Annotated in this window: 16 protein-coding genes and 3 tRNA genes; 4 read left to right on the top strand and 15 right to left on the bottom strand. The window is 57.3% G+C overall.

Going from position 1 to position 14483, the window contains the following annotated elements:
* Window positions 1-46 precede the first annotated feature (46 nt).
* The 4 genes from C501_RS0109835 (at window position 47) to C501_RS13155 (ending at window position 1070) form a co-directional block, all read left to right on the top strand.
* Window positions 47-119: transfer RNA gene (locus C501_RS0109835), tRNA-Glu, on the top strand.
* A 59-nt stretch (window positions 120-178) separates the two neighbouring features.
* Window positions 179-252: transfer RNA gene (locus C501_RS0109830), tRNA-Asp, on the top strand.
* 48 nt (window positions 253-300) lie between these two features.
* Window positions 301-376, top strand: a tRNA-Phe gene (locus tag C501_RS0109825).
* A gap of 76 nt (window positions 377-452) precedes the next feature.
* Window positions 453-1070, top strand: coding sequence for an SDR family oxidoreductase (locus C501_RS13155; protein ID WP_018135454.1), 618 nt, complete (start codon window positions 453-455; stop codon window positions 1068-1070).
* Window positions 1071-1196: 126 nt separating this feature from the next.
* Here the strand turns inward: C501_RS13155 and C501_RS0109815 are convergent, their stop codons facing one another.
* The 15 genes from C501_RS0109815 to C501_RS13125 all read right to left on the bottom strand — a co-directional run bounded on the left by C501_RS0109815 (window position 1197) and on the right by C501_RS13125 (window position 14468).
* Window positions 1197-1478, bottom strand: coding sequence for a hypothetical protein (locus C501_RS0109815; protein ID WP_018135453.1), 282 nt, complete (start codon window positions 1476-1478; stop codon window positions 1197-1199).
* Entirely contained in the window at window positions 1478-2428 is a 951-nt protein-coding gene (locus tag C501_RS13650; protein ID WP_245532463.1) for a peptidoglycan recognition protein family protein, read from the bottom strand. Before C501_RS13650 ends, C501_RS0109815 begins: the two co-directional genes overlap by 1 nt.
* A gap of 1444 nt (window positions 2429-3872) precedes the next feature.
* Window positions 3873-4616: a hypothetical protein gene (locus tag C501_RS0109800; RefSeq protein WP_156807729.1), complete on the bottom strand. Its 744-nt coding sequence runs from the start codon at window positions 4614-4616 to the stop codon at window positions 3873-3875.
* Window positions 4616-5761: a hypothetical protein gene (locus C501_RS0109795; protein ID WP_018135449.1), complete on the bottom strand. Its 1146-nt coding sequence runs from the start codon at window positions 5759-5761 to the stop codon at window positions 4616-4618. Before C501_RS0109795 ends, C501_RS0109800 begins: the two co-directional genes overlap by 1 nt.
* Window positions 5752-6648, bottom strand: a complete 897-nt coding sequence (locus tag C501_RS0109790; RefSeq protein WP_169332132.1) for a phage distal tail protein — start codon at window positions 6646-6648, stop codon at window positions 5752-5754. Before C501_RS0109790 ends, C501_RS0109795 begins: the two co-directional genes overlap by 10 nt.
* Window positions 6645-9296: a phage tail protein gene (locus C501_RS13645; protein ID WP_018135447.1), complete on the bottom strand. Its 2652-nt coding sequence runs from the start codon at window positions 9294-9296 to the stop codon at window positions 6645-6647. The genes C501_RS0109790 and C501_RS13645 overlap by 4 nt, the downstream gene beginning before the upstream one ends.
* A gap of 245 nt (window positions 9297-9541) precedes the next feature.
* Window positions 9542-10021, bottom strand: a complete 480-nt coding sequence (locus tag C501_RS0109780; protein WP_026174804.1) for a DUF7426 family protein — start codon at window positions 10019-10021, stop codon at window positions 9542-9544.
* Window positions 10022-10087: 66 nt separating this feature from the next.
* Window positions 10088-10699: a phage tail tube protein gene (locus C501_RS0109775; RefSeq protein WP_018135445.1), complete on the bottom strand. Its 612-nt coding sequence runs from the start codon at window positions 10697-10699 to the stop codon at window positions 10088-10090.
* Window positions 10700-10707: 8 nt separating this feature from the next.
* Window positions 10708-11145, bottom strand: coding sequence for a minor capsid protein (locus C501_RS13640; protein WP_018135444.1), 438 nt, complete (start codon window positions 11143-11145; stop codon window positions 10708-10710).
* On the bottom strand, window positions 11142-11489 hold the full coding sequence (locus tag C501_RS0109765) for a minor capsid protein (protein ID WP_026174803.1): 348 nt from the start codon (window positions 11487-11489) through the stop codon (window positions 11142-11144). The genes C501_RS13640 and C501_RS0109765 overlap by 4 nt, the downstream gene beginning before the upstream one ends.
* Before the next feature lie 332 nt (window positions 11490-11821).
* Window positions 11822-12253, bottom strand: a complete 432-nt coding sequence (locus tag C501_RS13635; protein ID WP_018135442.1) for a hypothetical protein — start codon at window positions 12251-12253, stop codon at window positions 11822-11824.
* Between the two features lie 22 nt (window positions 12254-12275).
* Window positions 12276-12578 (bottom strand): hypothetical protein, encoded by a 303-nt coding sequence (locus C501_RS0109755; protein WP_018135441.1) that lies wholly within the window; start codon window positions 12576-12578, stop codon window positions 12276-12278.
* Window positions 12568-12804, bottom strand: coding sequence for a hypothetical protein (locus tag C501_RS0109750; RefSeq protein ID WP_018135440.1), 237 nt, complete (start codon window positions 12802-12804; stop codon window positions 12568-12570). The genes C501_RS0109755 and C501_RS0109750 overlap by 11 nt, the downstream gene beginning before the upstream one ends.
* A gap of 74 nt (window positions 12805-12878) precedes the next feature.
* Complete coding sequence (locus tag C501_RS0109745; RefSeq protein WP_018135439.1) at window positions 12879-13823, bottom strand: major capsid protein; 945 nt, start codon at window positions 13821-13823, stop codon at window positions 12879-12881.
* Window positions 13824-13832: 9 nt separating this feature from the next.
* Complete coding sequence (locus tag C501_RS13125; protein WP_018135438.1) at window positions 13833-14468, bottom strand: hypothetical protein; 636 nt, start codon at window positions 14466-14468, stop codon at window positions 13833-13835.
* Window positions 14469-14483: the final 15 nt, after the last annotated feature.

Raw genomic sequence — 14483 nt, 5'->3', positions numbered from 1 at the left:
CCGAAGGCTCTATAGTTTTAGAGGTCTTCCTTGGGAAGTGACTGATGCCCCCATCGTCTAGCGGCCTAGGACACCGCCCTTTCACGGCGGCGGCACGGGTTCGAATCCCGTTGGGGGTACGCAAGGCTAGTTTGCCGGTGAAAACTGGTAAGCTGATAGCTCTTGAATAAAAGAACAAGGCCCTGTAGCGCAGTTGGTTAGCGCGCCGCCCTGTCACGGCGGAGGTCGCGGGTTCAAGTCCCGTCAGGGTCGCTCGATCTCTCCGGTTATCCGGAGAAGGTCCGGTGACAAGTGCACCAAGGCTCTGTAGCTCAGTTGGTAGAGCGTTCGACTGAAAATCGAAAGGTCACCGGATCGATGCCGGTCGGAGCCACCACTGAAATACCCCGCGCAGCGTATGCTCTGCGGGGATTTTTATTCTCCTGCACGATCGGGATCGCTACAGTATCTGTATGACTGAGCGCGCATTGCCGTTATCCGGGCGGACGGCTTTGGTCACGGGGGTTTCACGCAGGCAGGGCATCGGCTTCGCTATCGCTAAGCGGTTCGTCGAAGATGGGGCCAGTGTCTTCATCGCCCACTATTCACCTCATGATGAACAGCAGCCCTGGGGTGGCGATGACTTCGAGGCATTACGCAAGGAGCTCGCCGAAAGTCTGACTGATGGTGCGGCTTTCGGTGAGCTCTCCGTCGATCTTGCCGAACCGGATGCTCCATCAGCTCTTATCGAGCAGGCTCGAACTCTCACCGGTTCTTTGGACATCCTTGTCTGCAATCATGCGATGAGCGGATCGGATGGATCGATCCTAGATGTCGATTCCGGCATGCTGGATCGCCATTTCTTCACCAATACGCGGTCCGCAGTGCTTCTGACCAAGCTCTTCGCTCAGACGTTCTCGGGGGCTGCTACTGGACCTGCGGTGGTCCCGGGAGATGTTCTGACGGGCAGTCAAGGGGTCGCAGGTTCAAATCCTGTCATCCCGACAACACGAAAAACCCCGCCAATTCAAGGAACTAGAGGCCTTGAACTGGCGGGGTTTCGTATGTTTGTGGCGTTTTTGTGGCGATAAAGAGCCCTTTATTTACAACGATTTGCAGCGGCCTGCAGTGATTGAAACGCCACAAAAACGCCACAAAGTTTGTGCGTGACGCCTACGATGATGAGACGGGACGAATACTGTTTGGTGGGCAGGGTCTCATGTGTGCTCCTTGCCTTGGGGTGGTTCAGCGCCGAGGCCGATCCGGGAGAGAAAATCGTTGACTACGGGTAGGGCCATGACTCGGGTAATACCGGCTGCTAGGGCGAGGATACCGGCTGCTATGCCACCGGCTGCTGCGGGGTCGTGTCCGGTGGCGGCTTGGTAGATCAGCGGAGCACCTGCGATGAGGGGTAGCAGTAGGGCGAGGGCGGTGCGGATGGTAGCCCGCCCTGGGTAGCGGGTTTGCGACGGGCCCTCGGCACGATACCTAGCCATCATTATTTGCCTCCCGTGACGTTGACATCGACCTTCACGGTCCCGTCAGTGAGCGCTTTCTGTACAGCTTCCTGCACGGCACCGGCCTGGACGTTCCCGAGTGTGTCGTTGTTCGTGTCGTAGTAGGCCAGCAGAGAGGCAAGAGTAGTAGCGCCTTCTTTGCCTGCACGCTGGATCGGAGTATTGAGAACAGCCTGGGCTGCAGCCGAAGCAGCCTGAGCGGCGACGGATCTCATCGTTGCGTCGAACCAGGCGAAAATATCCTGAATGGATGCCTGGCCGGGCACGCCGCCTTGCCGGGAGAATTTCTCGTTGAGTACTGCACGGATAGCTGCTTTGAGGTCGTTTTCGGTTGCCATGTCGAACCAGTCCTTTTCGGTGTTTGGTGCCCCGGTCAGGGCTTTGTTGATGTGGGCTCGGAGCCCGTCCATGCCGCCGGGCCACCCGGCGGGGTCGATCTTCCCGGCATCGGAGTACTCATAGTGGCCCAGTTGAAGACGCTGCGATTCAGGAAGATGGCTGAGGTAGGCTCGTTCCAGGGCTGCTCCTAGACGGGGAGCGGCATCGAGTTGGGCTGCTGTCCAGTCATATGGGGGTAGCCCGGCGGATTCCATCTCCACCCCGATGAGGTAGGCGTTGCCTTGGTTGCGGGGTATGCCTGGGGCTGAGCCCGTTCCGGCATGGTTGCCCCAGCCAGCGGCGATCACATACACGGTGCCGTCCCTAGCCAGGCCGAGTTGACACAAAGGCCCAGCCAGCCCCGCCCTGCCGTCTCTGAGAACGTTCAGGGAGGGTATGTTCCCGGACCTGGGCCCGGCGGTGTGATGCCACAACACCCCACGCACCTCTGAGAATCCCCAGCCGTTGAACCCCCGACGTTGCCAGCCGGGACACTCCACAACATTCACCCCCGCTGACCGGGCAACGTCGGCTAAATCGGTAAGAAAGAGCATTTATAGGTTCCTTCGTTTTGTGTGAGGAGGTCTTGACGAAAATTTTCGTAAATCGTGCATTTCTGTCCTCTGCTGCTGGACGTCTTCACGAAGATCCTGGAGATCTTCACGGAGCTCCATAAGCCCTACCGACTGGGTCCGTAGCTCAGCCAATACGCGGCTCAGGCTGGTCTGCAGTTCTCCATGTTGCCTGTCGAGGTCATCTCTCAAATTTTCTGAGTGGTCATTTTCGACCTGATGCCTAGCGGCCTGGGCATCCTCACCTATGCGCTTCAGCCTTGCTGCCGCTATCCTGAGCCCTGCTGCGAGTATCGCCAGAGCAGCCCCGTAAACCGTGATTAAAACTTCATCCAGACCGGGCATAGTGGCTATCCGATTTTTGCTACACGGAGGTAGGGGATCGTAAAATATGTGTTCACTGATCGTCCGCGCACCTGTACCTGCGTTCCGGACGGCGCAAAAAATAATGTGGTCAGACTTGTGGACCACGAGCTAGTCGTTGATAGCCCTGTCTCAGATATTTGTCCGCCGTTGCGCAAGATTTGAACGTTGCCGCCAGTAGACTGTGTGCGTCCTGCCAGCCAGACTTCTACTGCGTATACACCAGCCTGAGATATACGGAAACCGTCTTGGACGCCTAGCTCAACGAAATCATTGTTTACGGTCTCTGCGGCAATGAATCCAGGACTACCAATGCCAGTAGTCCTGCCCGCTTCCCATCGAACCTCAGCACACCGCATCGAGGCTATGGCGGGTGCTGAGGCCCAGCCTGTGCCGTCGCCTATCAGGACCCTGCCTCCGAGGTCTTGACGGGCCACCGTCACGCCAATGCTGGGTGAAATCTTCTCTTGTTCTGACTGGTTCCTTAGAGGGATTGGAGCGCCTCGTGCGACAGTGTATAGCCACCTCTGGGTCGAGGTGTTAGGGCTTTGATTGGTGGATGCAGTGCCGGAAAATATTTGGTGCTCGGACAGGATTAGTGCGCCAGCAGGCACCGAATTTTCGGGTTTCACTGGTGACGCCGCTGCTTCACCAGATGTCACCCCGACTACAGCCGTATTGGCAGGTTCCCGATTTGCGGTGTCGCCCTTTTCTGGATCGTTTTGCTTGATCCAGACAAGATCCCATCTGGAGCCTGCTGCCGGGGCGGGACTTGTCGCCACATTAGTGATACTCGTCAGGGTTGGCGTGTATACGCCTTCATCTTGCGATCTAGCTATGACGGCCTGACAGGGGAGTATGTCGTAGGACATGTTGGCTTTAGGGACAACGATGTTCGATGTGCCCGGATTTAGTAGCCCAGAACGTGGTTCTCCCTGAGCGTTTTCAGCGACTAAACCTGCGATGGCTAGCCGGTGTTCTTTGGGGGTAGTTCCGGTCGTGTCGATTTGGCGCACGCCGACACCGCGATTCGCTGCCATGCTTGTCTCCTTCAATATCGGGGTTAGTAGCCTTGGACAGCTAGAGTTCGGTCAAAAATAGCTCCATAGCCGTCACCGTTCGTTCCAGCACCGGAAAAAACCTGAAAAAGAGCGTTGACTCTGTATTCACCTGGGGCAACCAGGTGACGTTGAGTTCGGTCAGAGGATTGTGAGTTGTCCATCCCGGAGCCGTCTTGTGTGCAGAAAACGCCGCGTTTTATGGCGGGGACGATCTCTTCTTCACCATCTGCCCGGACTATCTGGTAGCTGTATGTGACAGTGGCCTTGTTCCCAGTGATAGACAGCCCACCGCCGACAGTGACATCAATCTTTCCGGTCACCGTCGAGACCAGAATTGACGGACCGATATTGGCCCACCCCATTGATGTTCCAGCTTTTACTTCTCGCCGGTATTCACCCTCGATGGTTCTCCGATCTCCTCCGGCGACCAGAGAGGCGACGGGCACGTAAAAACCATCAGGGACAAGGACTTCTAATCCATACACACCGTCTTGTGTGGTCAGCTCTCCGAGCCTGGCTTGGACAGCGCCGCTATCGTCGAAGATTTCGATACCGAACTTTGCTGCATCTGATGAAAATGCGCCTATACCAACACGTTTTTTTCCGCCCTGGCTGATAGACATAGACTTTTGCGGTGCGGCACGTTCTACGATAGATACGCGCCGATCAACAGCATTTCCTCTATTGATGCTGGCTAAAATTGGGTCAGGCTCATACCGGAACCGGGGTATGCCAGCTTCGCTCATTAGGGCCTCCCTTGGATCGGTGCGTAAACGACTTTGACGTCTCTGGTCCCATCGACATCCACGGACATGATTCGGGCGCGATGTTCCCCTGGAATGATGGGGTGATCATCGGGAATGATGAGTTTTGACCAGTCTCCAGGCAAAAATTCGCCCAGTTTTGGGGTTTCATCGGCGCGGACCGTGGTGTTCCATGTCTCCATCGGGAACCGTGCCGCAGAGATACCTGCATCCGCGTATTCTTGAAGTAAGTCTTCGTCCTCGATGTCTTTCATCGCTATATCCACTTCGGTCCACGGGTATCCAGCAGTCTCAATCAACGTGGTGTCATCTGCCCATTTGAGTTTCATCTCTTGCTCAGACCCTGCGCCGGGTTGCCATGCGCGGGCGGCCATCCTTGTTGCGTCCTGCTGCCATCCGAAGTCGCCAATCGTTGAATGCGGTACGGTGGCGTCCCATATCCAGTCCGGACCATGCTGAGTCAGCAACGGATTTTCACGGGTACCATGGGACATCACCCATTGGACGTATCGGTTATCGTCAGGACGGCGTTCTGCCCTGAATCGAATGTCGGGGCCGCCCTTGACTCCGGTTAGATTCCGAAGGAGGTCGCCAAGCCAGGGGAGTGAGTATCCTGGGGGGTTTCGTTCGTTGATGTCCGGGATGATCTCGGGCAGCACAATTGGTAACCCAGGATTCTTGGGGTTGGTGTAGACTGCGATGCGGACGAACTCACGGGCAATGCTGCCAAGAGCTTTATTCACCACATTGAGCGTGAGCGTCGTTGGTGAAACCCCTACAGCCATGGCATACCAGGGCAGGGCCTTGACTGCGTCAAGGAGAGTCCATAGCCCGGCTCCTGTCAGTTTAATGACCTCTTTCTTAGGGTCATAGGCCTGTTTCCAGATTGGCCCGGCCTCGATGATGTTTCCTTGGTAGGAAACGGCCATGAACTGGCGCAGCGCGGCGCAGGTAGAGGCAGGGTTGAGCCGTTTATTTTCAAAGGCTTTGATCGGAATCGCGACATCCAGTGGCCCGGCATCGTTGTACCGCATCCCTGCGCCAACATTGCTGGGGTTGAGATAGGCATCGATTTTTCCGGTGACCTGAGAGCCGACTAAAACCTCGAAGTCGTCGTCTACCACCATGCCGGAGTTACCTCCACACTCATTCTGGCGTTTGTGGAGCGAGGTGCTTCAAAAAGCCATGTTCCTGTAGCCTGCGGGCCTAATTGCTGCCATTCCCGACGTACCAGGTTCGCGGAGCGGTCCGTTTCGCCATTGAGCGTGACTGAACCCGTTCTGCTATCAATCCGGATGACAGACTGAGGAACCAGTGCCCCCTCGTAGATGAGTCGCCGTCCTGTTCGGATCTCAGTAGCAGAGAATTGCTCAGGAATTTCACCGGTAATAGTGAAGACTGGCGAGGCAGGAGCGCTGCCCGGATTGGTGAGGGTAACAGTTCCCGGACTGCCCGATTCGGCATAATCCAGGACACCTGGTGTTGTTGTGTACAGGTCATACTGCAGGCCGCCACCATCAACCGGGATGCCGGTCGAGCCGCTCAACGGCGCACTGTATTTGCGCGGGTCCGGAGCGAACAGTTGCAGCTGGAAAGGATAAATTCCGGGTACATGCCAGTCGGCGTCTGAGCCAGCCTCTAGCCCAACGGTTGCCCACTGCTCACCCATGATTGGATCATCGACAATCAGCTGATCGAATCCGCCCTCTTGCAGGATCGCCCCGTAGTCGATGGTTGCGTTGCGGACGGCCTCTTCGGTTGGCAGGAATGCCCGGCCTTCGATGGTGATAGGCCGTGCGTCGGAGTATCCTCGTTCGGTGAAAACGCCGTGGGCCCAGAGCCGTTCCGTCTGTTGCCGTCGAACCCCCGGCTTGCCCTTCCAACCCCTGATTTTCAGGGCTTTAAAGAGGTAGCCTCGACTGTTCCATTCGTTGAAAATGAGGTTGGCGAGGGTGATTCGGGCTTGTCTTTCAGGCAGAACGTAGACTGGAACGCCGGAGGGGTAGTTACTCATGTCCGCGCCTTCCATTCCAGCTGCTCAGCTGCGATCCGGGCTAGGTTCTCCTCGGACATTTGTTCGGACGGGTTCACTGTCATGTTGTTGTTCACGATGGTGGTGTTCCCTCCACGGGCAGTTGCTCCGCCAGCCTCGTGGAGGCCGAAGCCACCCGGTGCGCCGAGCTGCGGGTCAATGCCGTTGGCGACCATCCAGGAAATATCGCCCAGCGTCGCCCTTAGCGAAGGTATGGAGTCCCGGAGACCTTTTTCGAGGCCGTCCATAATCCACCCACCAGCAGGCACCAATAGTGCGAGGTCGTATGCCTTCGGGCCCTTGTTCGCGGCGATCCAATCACCGATACCGCCGACAAAACTCTTGACGTTCTCGAACGCTGAGCGAAGACCATTGAGAAACCCGTTAATGATGTTGCGCCCGGCCCCGACAAGCCAGGAACCGGCACCACCGAAGAAGCCCATGATCTGCCCGGGCAGACCACGAACGAATCCAAGAACCCCGTTAATGCCGCTGCTGACTCCTGAGATGATCCCGTTCCAGACCCGACCGATAAGCGCACCGGCTGAATTCCAGGCAGAATTCCAGAGGCTTGTGATCGCCTGTAGGACGCTTTGGATGCGGCTCCAGATATTGCTAAGTGCGCTTGCGATGGCGCTAGTGACGAGGTTCCAGGCCGTGGTCACGATGGACTGGATCTGCCGGGCAGCATTGCCGAAGATTGCCGCGACTTTCTGCCAGCCAGCGGTTACGAGATTGCCTACCTGAGCGAAGTTCCCGGTAAAGATCGCGATGATGACAGCTAGCGCCGTGGCGACAATGGTCTTGATCGTGGACCAGGCTGCGTTGAATATTGTTGAGATGACACCGAATGCCGCGCTGATGATGGTCTGGATGACTCCCCAGGCAGTGCTGATGATGGAGCTAATTTGGTTCCAGATGGCGCTGACTGGTGCTGCGAACGGGGCCCAGACTCCGTTCCACCAGCTGATGAATCCGTCCATTACGCTGCGGAACCAGGACACAAAACCGTTCCAGGTGTCGCGGAGGAAACTGACGACAGAGTCCCAGTTCGCGATGAGTAGCACGATGACAGCGATGAGTGCGGCGATACCTGCGATAACGAGACCAATAGGGTTAGCCCACATGGAAACATTCAGGACGGCCTGGATTGCTGCCCAGGCTCCGGTAGCCGCCCGGACAATGCCCATGATCGCCACGTAAGCGGTGAGCCCGGCCCGATATGCCGCGAAGCCACCGGCAAGTGCAACCAGTCCTGCTCCTAGGGCTTGCGCGCCGCCGTTGAGGTTCGTGAACCAAGAGACAGCGGTACTGATAGCGCCGATAACCACGCTGAGCGCCCCGCCGAGAACAGTGATCGCTGCGGTAACGGGTGGAATTGCTGCAGCGATCGTCTGCCCCAAAACTGGTGCCAGCTGAGCTACTACGCCGATGAGCGGGGTAAACGCTGCGGCCAGCTGAGCGACAACTGGGATGACCTGCCCGAGGGCGTCGCCGAGGGCTGCCCGAAGCTCAGGAGACGCTGCAATGAGGCCACCAATGGCACCGATGACAAGGCCGATTGGACCTGTAATTCCTTTGAATAGCGGGCCGATGAGTGGCAGTTGTCCTAACAAGGAGCCGAACATTCCGCTCAGCCCACCAATGACTGGCCCTAGAACTGTTGCAAAACCAGCCACCGAACCACTGACAGACCCAAGAGACCCCTGAACAATTCCAGCAATAGGTGCCATCATCGACTGCACACCGGCAGGGATAGCCCCCAGAGCACCCGCCACACGGTTAGCCGCCGCTTCAATACCTGGAGCCAGCGAAGCCATCACCGGTTTCAAAGCTGCGTTGATCCCATCAAACAAGGGCATAACCGCGTTCAAAATGTTTTTTACCGCGCCCAGTACAGGCACCATGAGGGTTTCGCCGATACGAGACAAGGCCGCCAACGTGTTTTTCCACGCGCCCCGGAATGTTTCACCGGACTTCAGTGCCGCGCCGCCCAGGCCGTTCTCCATAGCCTTGGAGAAGGTTTCGAAATTGATCTTGCCTTTGGACGCAAGATCAGATGTCTCTTCAGCGGTCTTGCCGATCTCTTTGGCTACGAACTGCAACACCGGGATACCAGCATCCTGGAGCTGGTTGATGACATCGCCCTGTAGTTTTCCTGATGCCGCAACTTTGTTGAAGATCGACCCCATAGAGGCCATGTCGGTTCCGGCGATAGTCGCCGAGTCCGCTACCAATCCCAGAACCCGTTGAAGATCTTGACCCGGTTTGATGCCAGCAGCTACTGCACCGGCTGCCGAGGTCGCGGCCTCACCCAGGCCAAAAGCGGTGCCTTTCACGGCGGCTGTCGCGTTTTTCATGATCGACTCGACTGTGCCTGTGTCGTGGCCTAAACCCTTGAGTTTCGCCTGGGCGTCTTCGATCTGCAACGCACGGCTGATGCCACCCTTGATGGCCATCCCGGCGATGAGACCGCCTACGGCACCGATAGCTACACCGGCAGCGCCCGCGAATTTCTTCACCCCCGAACCGAGGCCGCTGAGCCTGGTCTGTGCCTTCCCCACGCCTTGCTCGAAGCCTTTGTCGTCGAGGTTGAGGTAGCCCACGAGTTCACCAACGGTGAGCGCCATGTGGGCCTCCAATATCTAGGTTTTTTTAGGTGCCTCTACGGGGTAGAGGGCTAGGGCGAGCCGTGTGGAATGCACGGCGCGCCCGTCTGGGGTAAATCCCGGCGGAACATTGAGAAGACCGACTATGCGGGTTATCAGCCAGTTCCAGGACCGTTCCGCCAGGATTCCGGTGCTGGTGTCGATGTTGTAGCGTTCGTGCAGGTCTGCCTGGATTGCTGGCCAGTGGTTTAGAACCTCGGTGAGGCTTACCCCGCCGCCTTTTTGGGCGTGGCCTTCCGGGTACTCGTACGTGTCTGAGAGGCCTGTTTCCGGGTCGTAGTGGCCGCGCCCGTGCGGGTCCGGGTCTCCGTTCGGCGCGCCGCCCTGTTCGGCGGCTGCGATTTTCCCCCCGAATTCCAAAACCTCTCCGCCACATCCTCCCCATAGATGGCATGGAGGATCGCGAAGAGCGCAGCGGTTTTAAGCTCGGAAAAGGTGGCCTTGTCCTCCAGCATCTGCTCACCGGCTGCACCGAGAGCTTCCATGTAAAAGTCGTACTCGGCGGCGTCGGAGAGGATCTCTATGTCGTCATCGCTGGCTTCTTTGCCTCGTTCGGCTTTGGACGTGACGGCCATGAGGTCTTGGAACCGGAGTCCGAGGTCCGCGCTGATCGGGTCAATTTTGTAAGTCTTGCCACCAATAGGCACTTCAAGTGGTGCGTCGGTTCTAAGGTCATTCAGTTTCATTGTTTTTTCCAAGGTTGGGCCTCGGTGCGACTGCCTTGGACCAGCCGCACCGAGGGGACTACAGGGTTACTTGCTCTTGCTCTTATCTGGCGCGTTAGCAGCGGGCTTATCCGTCGAGTTAGTGGCATCCTGACTAGCCGGACTTTCTGGGGAGTCCGGGTCACCCTGGGGGGCTACATCTGGTGCCGATGCAGACATATCCTTAACGTAGGAATGCAGCGGGCCACGGCCAGTCAGTTTAAAAGCAGCGGTCGTAAGATCAGTTTTCGGGCCGCCGTTTGAGGTCAGGGAGGCGTCGGCTATGCCTTTCCACCCGGTGCCGGTCTTTTTGTTGTAGCAGCGGAAAAGAACATAGCCTTCTTCGGCTACGCCCAGCCCAGCGGCTTTGAGGATTTCCTGGCCGGGGTCACTTGGCATTCCACCACGGGGGATTTTCACGGTCCCTTCAGATGTCCAGGTCAGGCCGGTAGCGGTCTGCGACGCCCACGAGCCCATGTCGTAATCTCCGTCGTCTTCAAGATTTTTCTCGACAGCTGGCGGGGTAAACTCCGTGATGCCACGCAGTCGCTTATATTCAACCTTGGTTTTATCGGTCAGATCTTTTGCGACCTCGACAACCCAGTCAGAAAGCTGTCCGGGTGTGATCGGGTTCGTTTCGTCATATGGTTCGACGCTCATGTTTACTCCTAGTTGTCTGATCTGTGTTTTCCGGTGCGGGTGAGCTGGATGTAATAGTTTTCGGTGTGCTCTGGCCGGTCTTTTTCGTCTTTGCCGAGATTCGCCCCGGACTGTCTCCACATCCGGACTACCGGGATATTGGCGAGTGAGGTGTTTCTCAGGTCGTGGAGTGCGTTAAAAATCGCGTCGATGGTGTTCAGGGCGTTGTGTGGGTCGTTCGGTGCTCCCCGGATGCGGAATTGCAGGCCGACGATTGAGTCAGTGGTGGCGTCGTCTTGGACCGGGTAAAGGTTCATCGTGATTGCCCGATCGGTGGCTTGAGGCAGTGACAGGACGGTGATAGCTGTCCTGTTTCGCGAGTAGGTATCACTGGGTTTCCACTGACCTATTTGCTCAGCTTCCAGCAGCTCACCGATGGCGGTTAGAAGTGTGGTTTGGAAGCTCATCTGGTTACTCGCCTAATTTCATCGGCAATAACTTTTCTGACCGCGCCGCGTTCTCTCGCCAAAGTTTTCTCAAGGTATTTTGCTTCACGTCCGTCGTCATGGCGGAGGGAGAGGTCTTCGTGTTGTTTCACGGCGTAGGGGGTGTCGTAAGAGACAGCCGCACGAGTGCCTTTGTCATCGACACTGGCCACGGCGGACCCTCCGAGGTCGCCCTTCTCTATGGGTACGACCTCGTTAGATTCCTTTCTGACATGTTCGGCGGCTTCGAACATTCCCTTCTTCTCAGCTGCCCTGATCGTGCGCATAACGCTTTTGTTCGGTGTGAACTTGAACCCAGAGGACACTTTTGCCCCCCTCTAGGAAAGTGACGCTTGCATATGGTCAGGTAGTTCTAAGTTGCTGGAAGAATTGTCAGCGAGTTTGAGCACTACAGCTGTCCGTCCGGGCAGATGGACTATAGACCCTTCGGCAAATAGCGGAGCATATTTACGATTCGCAGTAACCGTCGATTCTGAAACCTCGGTGTCACCAGACGGTGTCCGAATAAGCCTCCGCTTATCAGAAACGAAGCAAGGGATCGGGGGGCTTTTTTGCTCGTATTTCTGGCCCCAAGCTGTATTACCCATATAGGTTTCAACAGTCACGGTGTGAACCCAGAAATCTTCCAACTCGTCAATCATGACTGGACCGTGGTAGTCAGTAGACCTGCGTTGCGGAGTATGCGAGCAGCGTTAGGGCACAGTGTTTGCAGCGCGGCGAGTTTAGCTCTAGTGACTCGGGTTAATTCGGTGGAGTCGTAAGAAAAGCTCGCCCCCGCTATGGATTTAGATGAGGCACCCGCACGTGCCCCGATGCTGTACGCGTCTTTTTCCGGATCGAGACCATTAGTTGCCCAGAATTTCGCCTGTTCGCAGGTCGCGTCCCGGAATGCCCCCGAAATGTATTTGTTTCGGGGCATTCCGTCGCTTTTTGTCGTGTAAATAGCGGTAAGCGTTGCATCTTCCACAAGAGCCGATGCCGAGGAGAGGAGGCTGACCGCATTATCGGGAGCCATATCAGGGCTCATCCACTTTTCTAGATCGGCTTTCGTGGCGTAGACACGGTACATTGCCAGCCTCCTCTCCTCCTGTTTATTCAGTTGGCTCAGGAGCCGGGTCCGTAGTGTCGTTGGCCCTGTGCTTGAGAAGGTGTTCGGTCTCTTCGATGGATTGAGTTGCCGGGTCGGAGGACACGAGGCCGGGACGGATGGGGTGTTGCTCCTCTAGGGCGTGGATGCCTGGGGAGATCACGTTCGGCCCGTGCGGGTTGCCCTCTTCGCCCGGTTTCCCTGCGTTGATTGGTGGCAAGAAGTCCGACTCTTTCGGGTTTACTGCGGCGTCGCGCAGCGGTGTGCCGATGAGTTCTGGTTTTACGTCTCGTGGATCAAGCGTCATCTTTGGCCTCCTCTTCTTGCTGTTTCGCTGAACGCCCGCGCCGTTTCGGTTTAGCGTGCACCTCGGTGTCCTCAGTCACCTCATACCCCACCTGCAGCAGGTAAGCCCGTACACCGTCAGGAAGCTCATCAACATGCGCTTCACCATCGATGAACTCGATGTGGGCAGGCCCAAATTCCGTTTTCGCGGTGTGCCCCTCAATAGGAGAAATAATCTTGATAGTCATGCGTGACTCCTTACTGGCAAGTGGGGTGCCGTCGAGTACTCCTGACCTCGACGGCACCCCACAGCTTTTGCCGACTAGGCGACCTTGACGTTCCGGGCCACAGCAGCAGCCTTCGTTGCCTTCAAAGCCACGGACACCGGGCCCATCTCAACCTCACCAGTCTTCACAGCACCAGGCTTCGTGAAGTCCGGAAGCCACGTCTGGACAAGACTGCCGCCAACCGTGCTGACACCGTGGAAGCCATCGAGGCCAATACGGACCGCATACAGAGCGGTCGAGCCACCAGTGACCGGGATGATGTCCTCGTTGCTTCCAGCTTTCTTCCCAGCATCAAAGAGGAGCACATTCCCATACCGCTCTAAGGACGACTTTCCAGGGCCTGGAGCCGTGACATACATCGAGGATCGGCGGGCGGCAGAGCGGATCTTCGCTAGTCCCTTCTGATTTGAGATCAACAGGGTTGGTTCACCGTCCATGACGGACAGCAGATTGTCGAGGTCTTCGAGTACCTGGAAAGACTTGCTTTCGTCCATGGCGCTGGACCAGTCGAAAGTATCGCCAACTTCGGTGCTAGACCCAGCCAGAGCTTTCGACAGGCCGTCGAAGGAGTCTGCGTTGGCGGAAGAGTCGCCGTTGATGACCGCATCCGAGAAGGCTGCCTTGGCTGCCCTGATTTTCTGCGACATCTGAAGCGAGACTTCACCCGTCGCGGAAGGGCCGACCTTTGCGAGTACCCGGTCGATCTGGAAGCTTCCGCCAAGCACTTTGAGGTCGCTGGAATGCTGGGTCGTGGTAACTTCGGTCGGCGCGTACTCGGAGTTAATGGCTCGGAACTGGGCGTCTGACAGAGTGGCCAGTCGCCGGTATGAATAGGTGAGAGTGGCTCCGCCGCCTGCCGGGTTGACTACGTCATCGAAGACAAGTTGGTCGAGCAGTGCGGAGGTTCGGAATTCGTCGATGACCTGGGTATTGACGGCGGAGGCGGCGTTCTGTGACGCCTGGGCAAGTGTTACAGGCATGGTTGGTCCTTACTGTTTCGCGGCGAGGTAATACTGGTCTACTGCGCCGCTGAGAGTGGTGGGTTTATTGCGCGGTTCGCCGGTCCCGCCGTTGAATTCTGCGCTGGTCCGTGCTGCCGCCTGGGCTGCACGGAACCGGGGGTTAGTTTCGACGGCGCTCTTGATCGCCGCGTCGATCTTCTCGCCGTCGTTCGGGTCCAGCCCTTTGACGGCGGCGAGGAAGCTTGTGGAGTCGAGTAGGGCGTCTCCGTGTGCCCCGTTCTTCGATGCTGCACGGAAGACCGCTAGTTGAAGAGCTTGGGCGTTGGAGGCTTCGTTGGCCTGAGCGAGACTCGTAGTTAGCTCTTCTGCGGTGGGCTGCTTGTCGCCTTCTTTGACGAGTCCGAGGGCTTTGCCGAGTTCTTGGACGAGGTCGTTGCGGGCTTCCTCGGCTGCCTGAGTTTTGGCGTTGACGCGGTCCTTGCCGTTCTCAGCGCGAAGTTTAGAGTTTTCGGCAGTGAGTCGGGCGATGGTCGCCTCAGGAGACTCCTGGGCATCCTCTGCGGGTGCTGGCTGTGTTCCGCTTGGCTGCCTCGCCTGGTCCAGGCCTTCCGCTGAGCCCTGCTCTGCGGTGTCTGGTGTGCTTGTGGCGTCAGAGGTGTCCATGATTGCTGTTCCTTC

Origin of the sequence: Acaricomes phytoseiuli DSM 14247, assembly GCF_000376245.1 — a bacterium.
Lineage (GTDB): Bacteria > Actinomycetota > Actinomycetes > Actinomycetales > Micrococcaceae > Renibacterium > Renibacterium phytoseiuli.
The sequence above is the reverse complement of the archived record's forward strand: the minus strand, read 5'-3'. Positions and strand labels throughout refer to the sequence as shown.

What these genes read in the sequence shown, in the direction of transcription:
- C501_RS0109755 (WP_018135441.1), bottom strand. Translation starts at nt 12,578, where the DNA reads ATGACGCTTGATCCACGAGACGTAAAACCAGAACTCATCGGCACACCG.
- C501_RS0109775 (WP_018135445.1), bottom strand. Translation starts at nt 10,699, where the DNA reads ATGAGCGTCGAACCATATGACGAAACGAACCCGATCACACCCGGACAG.
- C501_RS13640 (WP_018135444.1), bottom strand. Translation starts at nt 11,145, where the DNA reads ATGAGCTTCCAAACCACACTTCTAACCGCCATCGGTGAGCTGCTGGAA.
- C501_RS13155 (WP_018135454.1), top strand. Translation starts at nt 453, where the DNA reads ATGACTGAGCGCGCATTGCCGTTATCCGGGCGGACGGCTTTGGTCACG.
- C501_RS0109800 (WP_156807729.1), bottom strand. Translation starts at nt 4,616, where the DNA reads ATGAGCGAAGCTGGCATACCCCGGTTCCGGTATGAGCCTGACCCAATT.
- C501_RS0109790 (WP_169332132.1), bottom strand. Translation starts at nt 6,648, where the DNA reads ATGAGTAACTACCCCTCCGGCGTTCCAGTCTACGTTCTGCCTGAAAGA.
- C501_RS0109780 (WP_026174804.1), bottom strand. Translation starts at nt 10,021, where the DNA reads ATGAAACTGAATGACCTTAGAACCGACGCACCACTTGAAGTGCCTATT.
- C501_RS13125 (WP_018135438.1), bottom strand. Translation starts at nt 14,468, where the DNA reads ATGGACACCTCTGACGCCACAAGCACACCAGACACCGCAGAGCAGGGC.
- C501_RS0109795 (WP_018135449.1), bottom strand. Translation starts at nt 5,761, where the DNA reads ATGGTGGTAGACGACGACTTCGAGGTTTTAGTCGGCTCTCAGGTCACC.
- C501_RS13650 (WP_245532463.1), bottom strand. Translation starts at nt 2,428, where the DNA reads ATGCTCTTTCTTACCGATTTAGCCGACGTTGCCCGGTCAGCGGGGGTG.
- C501_RS0109745 (WP_018135439.1), bottom strand. Translation starts at nt 13,823, where the DNA reads ATGCCTGTAACACTTGCCCAGGCGTCACAGAACGCCGCCTCCGCCGTC.
- C501_RS0109750 (WP_018135440.1), bottom strand. Translation starts at nt 12,804, where the DNA reads ATGACTATCAAGATTATTTCTCCTATTGAGGGGCACACCGCGAAAACG.
- C501_RS13635 (WP_018135442.1), bottom strand. Translation starts at nt 12,253, where the DNA reads ATGTACCGTGTCTACGCCACGAAAGCCGATCTAGAAAAGTGGATGAGC.
- C501_RS0109815 (WP_018135453.1), bottom strand. Translation starts at nt 1,478, where the DNA reads ATGATGGCTAGGTATCGTGCCGAGGGCCCGTCGCAAACCCGCTACCCA.
- C501_RS13645 (WP_018135447.1), bottom strand. Translation starts at nt 9,296, where the DNA reads ATGGCGCTCACCGTTGGTGAACTCGTGGGCTACCTCAACCTCGACGAC.